This is a genomic window from Colwellia sp. 20A7 (assembly GCF_009832865.1).
GTDB lineage: Bacteria > Pseudomonadota > Gammaproteobacteria > Enterobacterales > Alteromonadaceae > Colwellia.
On the sequence record NZ_CP047130.1, the window covers coordinates 1,657,955 to 1,672,594 of the forward strand.

The following is a 14,640-nucleotide window of genomic DNA, read 5'->3' on the forward strand; positions in this document are numbered from 1 at the left end:
GAGGCTGTCCTACATAGACGAAGTGCATATGTCGCAACTGGGTAAACTAACTATGCCTAAACATAAGGAAGAGTAATACCATGAAAGCTTTAGTATTTAATGGCCCTAAAAATATTCAATACGAAAATTTTGATGATCCTAAAATCACCAATAATAGCAACCTAATTATTAAAGTGGAAAAGTGCAGTATCTGTGGATCTGATTTGCATATATACCACGGTGCAGAAGGTGTCAGCGAAGATTATAGCAAGCCAATGCCAAAATTTTGTACCGGGCACGAGACCATTGGTGAAGTGGTAGACATAGGCTCGGGAGTTTCGACACACAAAATCGGCGATCGCGTGCTCATTTCCGCTGCAGCGGGTTGTGGGCAGTGTAAGCGTTGTCTCAAAGGTGAGATTAATATGTGTGAAAACACGCGAGGAGGGAATGGCGCAACAGCCTATGGTACATCCCCCCGCGTAAATGGTGGTCACGCAGAGTTTTTGGAAGTTCCATTCGCAGACTTTGGTGCTGCCAAAATTCCCGATGGTGTGTCAGATGAGCAGGCAATACTTTTGACTGACGCATTAGCAACGGGTTATTACGGCGTAAAAATGGCGCATGTAAAACCGGGTAATAGCGTTGCGGTTATTGGTCAAGGTCCCGTGGGATTAATGGCTGCAGAAGCTGCTATGGCGATCGGAGCATCACGGGTTTATTGCATTGATCCGGACGTTACTCGTCGTAATTTGAGTCTGATTTTTGGTGGAATACCTCTTTCGCCCGATGAAGCCTTGGCGTACATTAGAGAAGATACACGCGGCATAGGTGTTGATGCTGTGATTGAAGCGGTAGGAGTGGGTCCAACTTTAAAGCAGGCTGTGCGTTTATTACGCAGTGGTGGGTCTCTTGCTGTACTGGGTATATTACACAATGACTCGGAGCTTCCGTTGAAAATCATGCAAGCTAAGAGTCTGAATTTTCACGCGGGGATTTCTGGCGTCGTAAACCAGTGGGAAGAGTTGATCCCACTGGTACAAGGTGGTCGTATACAAGGTAAGGGTGTTTTCACACACGAATTTAGCCTCGCCGATGGGACAGAAGCTTTCCGCCTATTTGACGCCCATGAAGATGGCGTTATCAAAGTCATGATGACGTTATAGCTTTATAGAGAGATATTTTACGATGAATGCATTAAATGCGTTGAAATTTACTGGAAAAACTGTCGTTGTTTGCGGTGCATCTGACGGCATAGGCTATGGCATAGCCACTATTTTTAAAGAATTGGGCGCTACGGTGCACATTACCGGCACGCGTGATGCCGATGCCTATGATAATGATTTTTCAGGTATGACGTTTCACAGCTTAAAATTAGACAGCGCTAATAATATTTCTGCGTTTGCTAAAGAATTTGAACACGTTGACGTAATGGTCAATTGTATCGGTACTGTGCTTTGGGGCAGTAAAGAATTCGAACGTGAAGGGTTTGAGCAGATTATAAACATTAACCTCACGGGTGCGATGCAACTGTGCACCGAGTTTTTTCCACTGTTACAAGCTAGCGGCGGTAATATCGTTAATTTGGACTCTGTTGTGTCTATACGTCCTGCGTTTAATAACCCAGCGTATTCAGCGAGTAAGGCGGGTCTATTACAGCTAACAAAATCGTTGGCAATGAAATGGGGACGAAAAGGTGTACGTGTCAATACTGTTGCGCCAGGCATGGTGCCAACCAAGCTAACGGTTAATCAATCGACACCCGAGCACGAAGCTCAATTTGCCAAAACGTGTCCTGTTGGACGTTTTGGTAAGCCAGAAGATATTGCCGGCGCGGTTGTCTATCTTGCTTCTCCACTTGCATCTTATGTGACGGGCCATCAATTAGTTGTTGACGGTGGCGTAACGCTATAAAGGATATTAACTATGATGAATCAAGAAGAATGGAAAAAAATTGCTGATTACTTAGAGAGTAAAGGCCATACGCTAGACCTCTCAGTGAGTCCTGCACAGCTATCTGGTGGAGTCGCTAATTTCAATTATAGTATTCTACTCGATGGGAAAAAAGCGGTATTGCGCCGACCACCAAATGGCCCATTGCCACCGGGTGCCAACGATGTCGCCCGTGAGTATAAGGTATTGTCACGCTTGTATAAACACTACCCGCCCGCGCCGGCAGGTTTAGTCTTTTGTGATGATGAGTCTGTGATTGGTGTGCCATTTTGTATTAGTGAGTTTCGTGAAGGTATTTGTATTAGTCGTAACCTCCCTGAATCGCTGAAAAACACTGCAAACATTGGCGACGACTTGAGCCGCTTAGTGGTTGAGTCTTTGGCCGGTTTGCATAAAGTTGATCTAAAGAAAGCTGATTTAGAAGACCTTGGTTCAGCGGATGGTTTTATTGAACGACAGGTGTCGGGTTGGTACAAGCGTGGTTCGCGCGTACTCACCGAGCCGCAGCTTAAGCAATTAGCGACCATCCGTGATTGGTTGCAAAGCCACTTACCTGACAATAAAATAGCCACACTGGTACATAATGATTTTAAGCTCGACAATATGCTGATCGATATCGACACGTTACACGTCAATGGTGTTGTTGATTGGGATATGTGCACGGTTGGTGATCCCTTTTATGAGTTAGCTATAATGCTTGCTTATTGGGGTAATACCAACGACGTACCTGCTTATAAATTTCAGTGCCGCATGCCGATGGAAGCCGAAGGCTGGTGGTCTCGAGAAAAAGTCATAGAAGAATATCTTCGCCTGACTGGATTATCTGTTAATGAACAAGATTTGAAGTTTTATCAATGGTTAACGTACTACCGAAACATCGTAGTATATGGACAGCTTCAGAAGCTGTTTGAAAAAACGGGAGAATGCCCTGCGGTATTAACAGAAGAAGAATTTAATGGTATAGCAGATAACAACCAATTATTGTTAGATACGATTGAGGCCGAGGTTAAAGCGCAATAGCGAGTTAATTGACGCTTAGGGCCCAAGGCTTCTACGTCGGAACTGATTATTTAATTTGAATTCAAACCTAAATTGACCTTACCCTCAACCTGCTTGCGGCGTACCATGAACTAGAGAGATAAAATACGATGAATTACGAAACCATTAATTACACAGTTAAAAACCACATTCTTACCATTGAGCTTAATCGTCCGGAACGGATGAATGCTATGACGGAACAGATGGGTTATGATTTACTTGCCGCTCTTGATGCTGCAGACAACGATGATGATGTTCGCGTTATTGTTGTTACCGGCGCTGGTCGAGCCTTTTGTGCGGGGGCCGACCTGGAATCCGGTGCTGACACGTTCAATTATGACGAATCGAAAAACGAGCACGAAATACCACGGGATCACGGAGGATTGGTTACACTCAGGATTTATCAGTGTAAGAAACCAATGATAGCAGCTATAAATGGCGCAGCAGTCGGCTTTGGCGCAACGTTTACATTGCCAATGGATATTCGGCTAGCCTCTGAAAAGGCCAAGTTTGGGTTTGTTTTTACCCGCAGGGGGATTGTTCCTGAGTCGGCTTCAAGCTGGTTTCTGCCTAGAGTGGTTGGTATAAGTCAGGCTCTGGAGTGGAGTATTCTGGGCAATGTCTTCGATGCGGAAGAAGCGCGTGCAGGAGGTTTGGTGAAAGCGGTTTATCCCGAATCTGAGTTGCTGCCTGCAGCTTATGAACTCGCTCAGGAAATTGCACAAAACACAGCCCCGGTATCGGTGGCACTCACCCGTCAGATGATGTGGCGTATGCTGGGTGCAGATCACCCTATGGAAGCACATAAATTGGACTCAGTTGGGGTATTCAATCGTGGAAAACAGTCGGATGCCAAAGAGGGCGTGGAGTCCTTTTTAGAGAAACGCGAACCTGATTTTTGTGATAAACCCAGTGTAGATATGCCCGGATTTTATCCGTGGTGGGAAGAGCCAAAATATAGCGACCATCCGTGATTGGTTGAAAGCCACTTACCTAACAATAAAATTGCCACACGGGTACATAATTATTTTAAGCTCGACAATATGTTGATCGATATCGACACGTTACAGGTCAATGGTGTTGTTGATTGAGATATGTGCACGGTTGGTGATCCCTTTTATGACCTTATGGTCAGGAATAAGGATACAGGGAAAAATCATCCGTGATCAACATTTCCTGTTTCATTCATTCTTCAGTAGCATAATTCTACCTTGCTTAGTCTCTAAAGCGTCCATAACAAGTCATCCTGACTTGTGTTGTTACCAACAAACTAAGCGTCGAATAAAAACTTTAAACTTAACGGCAATTAATAAAAAACCGAGTCTTATACAGACTCGGTTTTTTTATTTTCTAATTTACTAATTAATTAAAATTAAGACAGTCCAATATTAAAACCAGTAATAAGTGGCTGATGCTTTAATTTCACGACCGCGATCTCTGCTAACAAAGTAGGTTCCTGGTAAAAAAAGCTTGTTCTCCAGCAAAGGTTGTAGGTTGTTCGTCAGTAATGTTGAACACACCTAAGCTCGCCACCCAACTATCATCAGCAGAGTTCAGGGTGAAATTCAGATTAAGCTTTGTGTAAGCTTCTTCTGTAAGGTTAGAGTCCTGAGAAGAGCTAAGCATGACATCATCCTTGTAATTGATATCAAATCTTATGCCAGCATTCATTTCACCAATAGTGGTAAAGTACTCAGCAAACATCGTTCCAGTAAACTCTGGTGAGTTTTCTATCTGGAAGCCAGCTAGATCGTGCTCCAACGCTCCACTAGTAGACCCAGCTACCGGTGTACAGTTAAGTTTAGCTGCTTCAATTGCGCTTATTGGGCATGAGGAAGTGAATTCATTGTATTCTGCTTGCAAATACGCAACACTCGCGCCGACGGTTAGGTTGTCACTTACAGCGTACAATCCGTCAATTTCAATACCTTGTGAAGTCGCTGAGCCTGCGTTCGTTGTAACGTAGGCACCTGTTGAATTGTTAGCGTTTGGATCATATGAGCTTACCTGAAGATTATTGAAATCAGTTTTAAATATGGCTATATTTAATCGAGCACTACCGTCAAGTAAATCCATCTTTACGCCTATTTCAAACTCTGTAGCTTCTTCTGGATCGTATTGAAATACAGCTTGATCATTTACCCCTTCAGCCGCATCAAAGCCGCCGGCTTTGGTGGCCTTTGTCACGCTAACATAAGTCATGGTGTCATCGTTGATATTCCATTGAGCACTAAAAGAAGGATCAAAACTTTCTTCTTTTAATGTCCTCTCTTAGTTCCATGTGCCTGGACCAAAAATACCACCCAAAACTGCGTTTCGAGTTTGGTCATAAGCGTTTGGTCTTTCAGAAAGCAGATCAAATGAATCATAATCGTAAGGTAAGCTGCTAACTAACCGCCTTGTTGATATTCCAAGGTAGTAATGCCTCTACATCTTCAAGTGTTTTTGCTTGGGGTAATAGCGTCATACCGTAATGGAACGTTTCTTTAGACGTTTGAAAACAGAGCGTCTAAATACGATTAGCTTTTTAAATCATCATTCAGTTATTAATGAAGTTGATAATTACATTCTTTTTTATAATTACAAAAGGCGTCATTCAAGTACTGATTATATGACGCCTCATCAGAAATTAAATTAGTTGAAAAAGGTGGCTTAAATTCTCTCCAGATTTAGTTGACCATTACATCCTAAAGCTTAAACTTATTTGATATCAGCAAATATAGCGGCGGTAAATTAACTGACTAATCTCAGATCAGTTAATTTATCGACGCTAAATTAAAATGATGTCATTGTAAAATTAAAACCAATAATAAGTAGCTGACGCTTTGATTTCACGACCGCGTTCTGTGCCTACATAGTAGAGTCCAGGTACAAAGGCTGTTTCTCCACCAAAGGTTATCGGTTGTTCATCAGTCAGGTTGAATACGCCTAAACTAGCAGACCATGTGTCCTCAGCTGAGGTCAGAGTGAAGTTGATATTAACTTTAGTATAGGCATCCTCGGTAAGATGAGAGTCCTGAGAAGTGCTAAGGGTGATATCATCCTTGTAGTTTGCATCTAAGCGTACTCCAGCATTCATATCACTTATAGTGGTAAAGTACTCAGCAAACATTGTGCCTGTTAATTTTGGTGCATTTTCTATTTGGAATCCAGAGAGTGACTGCTGAAGTTCGCCGTCTATCTCTACGCAGTCAACTTTGGCTGCTTCTAGTGCGTTTAATGGGCAACTGACATTGAACTCCTTATATTCTGCCTGTAAATACCCAACACTCGCGCCGATGGTTAGGTTGTCGTTTACGGCGAGTAAACCGTCCACTTCAATACCTTGCGAAATTGCAGAGCCTGCGGTGAGCTAGGCTGCCGTAAGCTCACATCTAGTCTGTGTTGATTGACAAGTAAGTTGTGTCATGTATATTAAGATAAGTACCATTGTAGTACAATGTAATAATACAACAATAAGTATTAAAACAAAACACCATAATTTAAGGGGAGAATTTACAATATGAAACAACCAAATTTTAAGAAAAAGGCAATAGCCCTCGCAATAGCACTTACAACACTCTCAGGTGCAGCAAATTCAGCAGAGTTGGAAGTGATTGAAGTAACATCACAGAAACGTGTAGAAAATTTACAAAACATAGCCGTTTCCGTCATTGCCTTGTCAGGAGAAGACATTGCTAACACTGGCGCTACTGATTTTGAAACTATTTCTGACGCATTGCCAAATGTAGATATATCATCAGCACCAGGCATCAAAAAAATATCAATCCGCGGCCTAGGCAGCGGCACTGGTAATCCAGCATTCGAACAATCCGTTGGCCTTTATGTCGATGGTGTATACGCTTCTCGCGTGGATCTGTTCCAAGAACCCTTTTTGGATATTGATCGCTTAGAAGTACTAAAAGGACCACAAGGTGTACTATTAGGTAAAAATAGTATCGCCGGTGCTTTGTCAATTAATTCTGTCAAACCCACGAATGTTTTAGAAGGCAGTATTTCAGCCGGCTATGAATTTGAAAACGAAAGCTATCAAACGACCGGTATAATTAACGTCCCTATTACAGACAATCTAGCAGGTCGCTTGGCCGTAAAATATTCATCTACAGGTGCCTACCTGGATAATGGATCCATCGGCAATGATGCAACCGAAGCTAAGGCAACTACCATCCGCGGTTCACTACTCTGGGACGCCAGTGATGATACCCAAATATACCTGAAGGTTGAAACTTCCGACCTTGACGAAACTGGCAGCCCTTTCCAGCTAGAGGCTGATAGGACTCCCGGTTCTTTACCTTACATCATGGATAATACGCCTCCTGGAAGTCTTGGACCAGCAGGAGGACTTGCTGAAGCCTACTATCGTGGTTCTATTGCTGGAGGCGAAGATTATATTATGAATGGTACATCATACACCAATGAAGATACAATACTTGACCAGCAATCCGAAAGTGTCACTTTTCAGGTAACCCATAATATTGGCGATCATGAGTTGGTCTACCTAGCTGGATACGCTGGATTCGACAAGGAAGCACTGATTGATCAAGACTTTTCTGCTACGGATATTCTAACAACTGACGAGACGAGAGACTATAAACAGTTAAGTCATGAATTAAGAATTGTGTCGCCCAAGGGTGAAACAATTGATTATATCGCCGGTATATATTACCTAGATCGTGAATTCAATCAGCTTTCCAATGTTTATGCTTTTGGTCCAATCGAAGCTTTAAGGGCAACAAGTCAAGCTAATTATAACGAAGAATCAACATCTAAGTCAGCATTCGGACAAGTCACCTGGAATATTGCAGATAACTTCAGAGCCAGTGTAGGTGGTCGTTATTCAGAAGAAAAGAAAACAGGGACTAAAGGTGAGCTTCGAAGTGAATTCCGGTCAACCGATCCAATAACAGACCCAATTAAAGCCGCTACGCTTGCTGCCCTGTTCGGTCCTGGTACTTGGGAATATACGCGGAGCATAACTGAATACAGTTTTGACCCTTCTTTTAATGTTCAATGGAATATTGATTCTGACAAGATGGCCTATTTTAGCTGGACAAAGGCTAGTAAAGCTGGCGGCTTTGATGCGAGTGAAGGTTTAAACCAACCCGAGAACTTTATTTACAAACCAGAAGAAGCCGCAGGTATCGAATTCGGCTTAAAGATGGATTTACTTGAAAACAGCGCTCGACTAAATATTACTATCTTTAGAACGGAGTTCGATGATCTTCAGGTAAGCTCATGGGATCCAACCACTGGGGTATCTGGTGCCTTCGTAACAACGAACGCAGGTAAGGCTATTTCACAAGGTATTGAAGTAGACGCTCTGTATGCCGTAACGGATAGCCTAACTGTTGGTGGTAATGTTGCCTATTTACAATCGGAATACGATGAGTTTTTTACCGGATGTGCAACCAATGCTGTCGAAGCAGCTAAACTTGGCTGTGAAATTATTGACGGCGTAAGTCAGAAAAATCTGTCTGGATACCAGACCGAAAGTGCGCCTAAGTGGACAGGTTCAATCTTTGGAGAGTACTTTACAACTATTGGTGGTATGAATGCTAAAACACTAGTAAATGCTATTTATAAGAGTGAAACAGTGCTTGACCCTTCTCAAGATTCACACCTCATTGAAGATGGCTACGTAAAGGTTAATGTTAATTTTACGCTAAGCTCAGAGGATGACGTATGGGCTGTTGATTTAGGTGTATACAACTTGACCGACGAGCAACCTACCACCTTTGGTGGACAGGCGCCCTTTGTTCCTGGAACATACTGGAAGAATCTAGGTCGCGGTCGTGAAATCAAAGCGAACGTAACATATAGATTTGAAGAATAGTCATAGTTTACAAGTTTCAATTCCAGTGTAACCGTGGTTAGTAAACGTTATTATACAAGGAATTGCTCACCTAAATGAAGTTGAAACAGAAGTGAGCTTACGGCAGCGTAGCGTGACATCACGATTTTTTCAGGTACAGCTTGACCTAGGCGGTAAAGCCTAAATCATCGTGTTTGGTTTTTTTAGGTGATTGAATTTTTAGCGAGATAATTCCAGGGTAAATAATCTTCAGGGGTCTTTTTTACCTGCTCTTTTTCTCGTTGTAAGGTGGTGAAGTAGTCAAAGACATTAATACCCGCCTCACTTGCCGTCGCGATGACCGAGGTAATGACATCCCCAATCGTTGCCCCCAGTAAGGTTTTGTGGAACATCGCGTTTTTTCTGTCTCTCACCACAATTTTGAGCATCGCTTCAATACGATTATTGTCGATTTTTACTCCTTCAGTGCTGCAAAAGTAACTCAGTCCGACATAATGTTTGATAAAGTAGCGAATAGCTTTGCCTAGGCCACTGTTTTCTTCAACGGTTTCATTGGCTAAATGCGTTTCTCCCCACAATTTTATGGCTTCCATGATGGGCGCTGAATGCGTTTGATGATAGGCCAGTCTTGCGCTCGGGGTTAACTTTTCTTCTTTCGTATAGTCATCATTGACCCATATTTCACCATAGCGTTTGAGGACATGCTCGACCTCAATTGGAAAGTGATTGATAACATCTACAAATTGTCGTCTTGCGTGGCTATTACACAGTGACGTTATCGCCTCACGTACCGTCGGCCGATTGCTCGCTAGCGCATCACTCATGATGAGTGGTTTGGCGCATGATTGACTGCGCTTGTGCAAAATACTGTCAATGAATTCTCCCGCGTGCCCGATGTTAGTCTCAAATAAAACAATATGACGGTTATCAGCCAGCGTTGCGATAACACCTGAGGTATAAACGCCCGTACGTGTGATGACTTTCTCACTGTTGCGTGCTTTCTTTATCACCGATTTCGCATCAAGAATACGGTTAGTTGTGTCATCTAAATAGTAGTGTTTACCATCAGCCGCTAAATTGAAGAGCAATTGGTACACGGGATAAATAGCATTACAAACAAGCTCTACTTGGTCAAAAACCGTTGACGCGGTGATTTTTACCCCCAGTAATTTTTGAATACTGCTTTGACGATAAAAAGGCAGTCCAGCAAAGTATTTATAAATCGCCATTAAAGAACGTGCTGAATAACCATATTTTTGAGTACTTAAGCCATCGGTTAAGACATCGTCCGGCAGTGGTGCGGTAAAATAAGCACCGCAGGTATTACAACGAAGACGCTCCATGACATGCTGCTCAGGTTTGAAAGGACTTTGTCCGGTGATACGTAGCAAGCTACCTGGCTCGGTTTTATAAACCTTACCGGTTAAGCACTCAACACAGGTATCGCCTTTATTTACGTCAACTAGTCCATGAACGATAATCGTGGGTTTAACCGGGGTGAAACCTTCACCATTATCGTTGCTACGCTTTTTATTTTTCTTGCCCGATGACGCTTTAGTTTGCTTAAGCACCGAGCCTAGTTTTTCAGATGATTTTTCAATACCTAACAATTTTCGCAGTTTATGCACGGTAACATCATGATTCGCTAAGCGGGTTTGCGTGGTGGCTAAGGTCAATAACGCATCAAGTAATAACTGATAATCCTCTGGGCTTAAGGCCAGATTGTTTTCTTTGGCCTCGTTCACGCGCTCTATCAGCGCTTCAAGGGCTTTGCCATCAATGTCGGTAAAAGGTTTGCTCACGGTACGTCCAGAGTTTTAGTGTTTGGTACAGGTTTATTTTGCAGGCATTATGATCCGATAAAAGTAAAAATCAAGTGTTTATCTCAATGATTTTACTCAGTAAAGAGGATCCGTTTTTTCCCATAATGGATCGTTGTCACACAATAGTTTTCGCAGTTTTTTCGCGATGATCTGTTCAATACTTTTGTTTGATGACGGCCAATTTTGAAACTTTCCTTTAGATAAACGCTTGGTCATGAGCCAAAAGCCAGTACCATCATACGATAATGCGCGCACCATGGTTTTATTGCGATTAATAAAGACAAACACAGTACCCGAACGTGGGTTAACCGATAATTTATAACGGCATGTTGCGGCTAAACCATCAATGCCCTGGCGAAAATCAGCGGGTTCAATCGCGATTAATATGTGGGTGTCAGCGGTTAAATGGATCATGATTTCATTGCCCCAATGAGCGAAATGATGATGTTAGTATCAATAACACCAGATAAAGACATTTCATTACCTTGGGCAAAGCGTAGTTCAACAGTAAAGGGCGGTTGTGTGAGTAATGGCGGTGGTGAAATAGGAAGGTGCACAAATAGCGGTGCTTTTTCAGCAGGTTCAAGCGTATTTCGCCATTGCTTGAGCTGGCCGCCACTGATCCTTAATGCTGATGTTATTTTGCTAGAAGAATAGTGATTGAGTAATGCTACGGCTTGCTCACGCAATGCGATGGGCGTTGTGACTTGACGACCACTTCTGTTGCTACGCCAGTGCTCAAAAGCAGTAACGACCGTTGTTAATTGATCTTGGTTTGGCATGATTGCATCCTAGTAATTTGGTTGCGATCATTAAAACAGATCAAAAAGGGGAAGTTGAGCTAGGCTGCCGTAAGCTCACCGATGTTCAAGCAGCCATACGGGGCTTTGATCGTCCAATTATTGGTGCGATTAATGGTGTTGCCGTAACTGGCGGGTTTGAGTTGGCGTTATGGTGTGATGTTCTTATAGTATCGCCAGAGGCTAAATTTGCCGACACCCATGCGCGTGTAGGTGTAATTCCCGGTTGGGGGTTGTCACAGCGTTTGTCCCGACTGATAGGTATCAACCGAGAGCGAGAGCTCTCTTTTACAGGTAACTTTCTTTCTGCGTCGAAGGCAGAAAACTGGGGTTTGGTTAATCGCATAGTGGAGTCAGAGGCGTTGCTGCCCATTTGCAAAGCACTTGCTGAGGATATGGCCAGTTGTGACAGGCAAACCCTCGTTCGCTATAAACAGATAATAAACGAAGGTGCAGGAATGGATCTTGATAACGCCCTTAAATACGAGCGACTCGGTACGGAGTTACACTCGGCAAGTCAAACAAAGCTTGCGGTGATGAAGAACAAAGACAGCATTATGTCTCGGTCCAGAGCCAAGTCAGCTGTGTAGGCAAAGTTTACTTGAAGGAAACGCTTCATTTCGCGTCAGTAGCTATACCACATTATTGGTGTAGTCATTTTGCAATGGTATGTTACTGGATATGACCCTGAGCATAAGATCAACTAAGTTATCTGTTTACGATTTTTTCTGCTTGGATATTTTTGCGATACAGTTCAATATTTCTGTTTGGTAGCGTTTACCTCGCTCATTGAGAAAATCTAGTGCGTGTAGCGTTGTTGGTACAAACGAGAAGCCAATATCCAGCTCTGGGTGCCACTGGAAAATAGATCCACCGAATCCCATCCACCCATAAAATCCTTCTCTACCTTGATTCAAGGCACGCTCACTATGAGTGCTATCTGGAGTGCATGTTGTGAAACTGTCTATGCCGCCTTGGGTAAATCGAGTAATGGTTAATCCGCCCATATCCGCCTTCACGGGGTTTTCGTGCATTGCTTTCCAGGCTTGTTCGCTCAAATATTCGGTGCCTTCCCATTTACCACCAGCTGACATCATGGCTGCAATCTTTGCTAAACCTCTCGCAGAGCTGAATGTATTAGCAGATGGGGTTTCGCCCATGGTGAAGCTTGGGGTATTGATGAATCCTATGCCGGTTATGCCACTGAAAACAGGAGGGTTGCCTGCTTTCACCTTTTTATATATGCTAGGAACAAGTTTGATTATTGACCCTATAATTTGAGCGATGTTGTGTGGCGTGACTCTACCAAGGAACTTAGGTTTCAAGCTCTCTAGGAATTGGGTTCCAAACCCTAGTGGTGTTACTTCGGATATTTGCGAGATTTCATGTTTTTTGACGCCAATAATGGTATCTGCTTTGAGCGGGTTACTGATATCTTCACGTAGAAACTCGCCAATGGTACGGCCAGTGGGGTCAACTCTTCGAAACACCTCGTTGGCAATCCAACCCCGAGTGAGAGCGTGATACTGTCTTTTACTTCCGTCTGGGCTGGCATAGATTTGTGCTTGGCTTTCAATAATACGGCCAACGTTGTTCTTTTTGATACTTTCTGTGAAGAGATCCTCCATCTCGAGAGATGTATCAAAATTTGCAAGACCTGCTTCATGACGCATTAGGTCAGCAACGGTTAGCTCTTCTTTACCGTTCGCACCAAATTCTGGCCAGTACTGTGTAATCTTGGCGTCGTAGCTGAGCAAACCTTTGCTTACAAGCGAGGCCATCGCGATAGCTTCAAGGCTTTTTCCACTACTGAATATGTTGATTATAGAGTCAGGTGAGAAGTTGTCATCTTCCGTTGTCGATGCCCACAAATCGACTACTTTATCTCCTTGGTAGTATACACACAGCTGAGAATTTTCTTCTGTAGTCTGCATATTGTGTTCGTACAGCTGTTTAATTGACTCAAATCCAGGTTCTACCATGCCATGGATTTGGCATTTTTTTTCTGTAGTAGACTTCATTTATTAATCCATCTGATTTATATCATAGCTAACAAGACAATATACTACTAGCGTAGCCGCTTATCAGCATTCAAATCTAGCGTGTGATGACCATACTATTCGCCATCAATCAAAATGTAATCGCCTTAGTCACTTTAGTCGATGGTAACTGAGGCGATCACTGTGGTATGAATACGTAAGTTGAGGCTTTGCTATTCAAACCAGCAGTGACAATAGTTTATAACAACAACATCTAGCTGATAAATGTTGCCAAACGTGATTGCAAGCTAGCTTTAGCTTCTGTAACCATACGGTTAATCAGCACTTCACAGGTAGGGATGTCATCAATAAGACCTATAACCTGCCCCACTGTCCAAATACCATCATTGATTTCACCTTTTTCTATACAACGCTCACGACCGCGTGCACCCGCCACTAGCGGCTGTAAATCGCTAAAGTCTGTCGGCCCATCTTTCGCTTCTATTGCAACAACTTGCTTGGCGATATCGTTTTTAAATACGCGTGCCGTGTTATTGAGTGTACGAAACATTAAGGTGGTATCCGTTTCGCTGGCTTCAACGATGGCTTGTTTCATGTTTTCATGAACAGGCGCTTCTTGAGTGGCAACAAATCGTGTGCCCATATTGACGCCCTCAGCACCCAATACCATCGCCGCTGCCATTTGAGAGCCTGTCGCTATACCACCAGACGCAACAAATGGAATGGTTAGTTTGGCGAATGCTGCAGGTAACAAGACAAGATTGGTTACGTCGTCTTCACCAGGGTGGCCTGCACATTCAAAACCATCAACACTGACCGCATCACACCCTATCTTTTCAGCTTTTAGGGCATGACGTACCGAGGTGCATTTATGAATAACTTTAATACCTGCCGCTTTAAATGCTGGCATGAAGGGCTCAGGACTTCTTCCAGCGGTTTCTACTATTTTTACACCGCTTTCTATAATAACTTGTGCATATTCTTCGTAAGGAGGAGGTGTGATAGACGGTAAAAGGGTAATATTTACACCGAACGGTTTATCGGTCATGCCTTGGCAACGCTTTATTTCTTCTCTAAGAGCTTCAGGCGTTGGTTGTGTGAGGGCGGTTAAAATGCCTAAACCACCTGCGTTAGATACCGCCGCAGCAAGCTCTGCACGTCCAACCCACATCATGCCACCTTGGATAATTGGGTATTTAATATTCAGTAATTCTGTTATACGTGTCTTCATCTTA

General features: G+C 43.2%; 12 protein-coding genes and 2 pseudogenes. 7 read left to right on the plus strand and 7 right to left on the minus strand.

Going from position 1 to position 14,640, the window contains the following annotated elements; genetic code table 11:
- The first annotated feature begins 80 nt into the window (after positions 1-80).
- The 4 genes from GQS55_RS07165 to GQS55_RS07180 all read left to right on the plus strand — a co-directional run bounded on the left by GQS55_RS07165 (position 81) and on the right by GQS55_RS07180 (position 3,944).
- Complete coding sequence (locus GQS55_RS07165) at positions 81-1,145, plus strand: alcohol dehydrogenase catalytic domain-containing protein (protein WP_159819271.1); 1,065 nt, start codon at positions 81-83, stop codon at positions 1,143-1,145.
- Positions 1,146-1,167: 22 nt separating this feature from the next.
- Positions 1,168-1,893, plus strand: coding sequence for an SDR family NAD(P)-dependent oxidoreductase (locus tag GQS55_RS07170; RefSeq protein ID WP_159819273.1), 726 nt, complete (start codon positions 1,168-1,170; stop codon positions 1,891-1,893).
- A gap of 12 nt (positions 1,894-1,905) precedes the next feature.
- Positions 1,906-2,952 (plus strand): phosphotransferase family protein, encoded by a 1,047-nt coding sequence (locus tag GQS55_RS07175; protein ID WP_159819275.1) that lies wholly within the window; start codon positions 1,906-1,908, stop codon positions 2,950-2,952.
- Positions 2,953-3,080: 128 nt separating this feature from the next.
- Positions 3,081-3,944 (plus strand): crotonase/enoyl-CoA hydratase family protein, encoded by an 864-nt coding sequence (locus GQS55_RS07180; protein ID WP_159819277.1) that lies wholly within the window; start codon positions 3,081-3,083, stop codon positions 3,942-3,944.
- 466 nt (positions 3,945-4,410) lie between these two features.
- Here the strand turns inward: GQS55_RS07180 and GQS55_RS07185 are convergent.
- A pseudogene (locus tag GQS55_RS07185) lies at positions 4,411-5,211 on the minus strand (TonB-dependent receptor domain-containing protein); the annotation flags it as partial.
- A gap of 223 nt (positions 5,212-5,434) precedes the next feature.
- On the opposite strand from GQS55_RS07185, the pseudogene GQS55_RS07190 reads away from it, so the two are divergent.
- Positions 5,435-5,608, plus strand: a pseudogene (locus GQS55_RS07190) (IS3 family transposase); the annotation flags it as partial.
- 159 nt (positions 5,609-5,767) lie between these two features.
- Here the strand turns inward: GQS55_RS07190 and GQS55_RS07195 are convergent.
- Positions 5,768-6,304 carry a TonB-dependent receptor gene (locus GQS55_RS07195; RefSeq protein WP_268892444.1) on the minus strand — a complete coding sequence of 179 codons (537 nt, stop codon included), beginning with the start codon at positions 6,302-6,304 and terminating at the stop codon, positions 5,768-5,770.
- 168 nt (positions 6,305-6,472) lie between these two features.
- Here GQS55_RS07195 and GQS55_RS07200 point away from each other — a divergent pair, with 168 nt between their 5' ends.
- Complete coding sequence (locus GQS55_RS07200) at positions 6,473-8,803, plus strand: TonB-dependent receptor (RefSeq protein WP_159819283.1); 2,331 nt, start codon at positions 6,473-6,475, stop codon at positions 8,801-8,803.
- A gap of 182 nt (positions 8,804-8,985) precedes the next feature.
- On the opposite strand, the gene GQS55_RS07205 is transcribed toward GQS55_RS07200, so the two are convergent.
- The 3 genes from GQS55_RS07205 to GQS55_RS07215 form a co-directional block, all read right to left on the minus strand.
- Positions 8,986-10,584 (minus strand): IS66 family transposase, encoded by a 1,599-nt coding sequence (locus GQS55_RS07205; RefSeq protein WP_159819285.1) that lies wholly within the window; start codon positions 10,582-10,584, stop codon positions 8,986-8,988.
- Between the two features lie 96 nt (positions 10,585-10,680).
- A complete protein-coding gene (gene tnpB, locus GQS55_RS07210; protein WP_159817815.1) occupies positions 10,681-11,019 on the minus strand; it encodes an IS66 family insertion sequence element accessory protein TnpB in 339 nt (112 codons plus the stop codon).
- Positions 11,016-11,387, minus strand: coding sequence for a hypothetical protein (locus GQS55_RS07215; protein WP_159818046.1), 372 nt, complete (start codon positions 11,385-11,387; stop codon positions 11,016-11,018). Before GQS55_RS07215 ends, tnpB begins: the two co-directional genes overlap by 4 nt.
- Positions 11,388-11,389: 2 nt before the next feature.
- Between GQS55_RS07215 and GQS55_RS07220 the strand changes: the two genes are divergently transcribed.
- Positions 11,390-11,995, plus strand: coding sequence for an enoyl-CoA hydratase-related protein (locus tag GQS55_RS07220; protein WP_159819287.1), 606 nt, complete (start codon positions 11,390-11,392; stop codon positions 11,993-11,995).
- Between the two features lie 126 nt (positions 11,996-12,121).
- Here the strand turns inward: GQS55_RS07220 and GQS55_RS07225 are convergent, their stop codons facing one another.
- Entirely contained in the window at positions 12,122-13,426 is a 1,305-nt protein-coding gene (locus GQS55_RS07225) for a serine hydrolase domain-containing protein (RefSeq protein WP_159819289.1), read from the minus strand.
- Positions 13,427-13,658: 232 nt separating this feature from the next.
- Complete coding sequence (locus GQS55_RS07230; protein ID WP_159819291.1) at positions 13,659-14,636, minus strand: NAD(P)H-dependent flavin oxidoreductase; 978 nt, start codon at positions 14,634-14,636, stop codon at positions 13,659-13,661.
- Positions 14,637-14,640 lie beyond the last annotated feature (4 nt).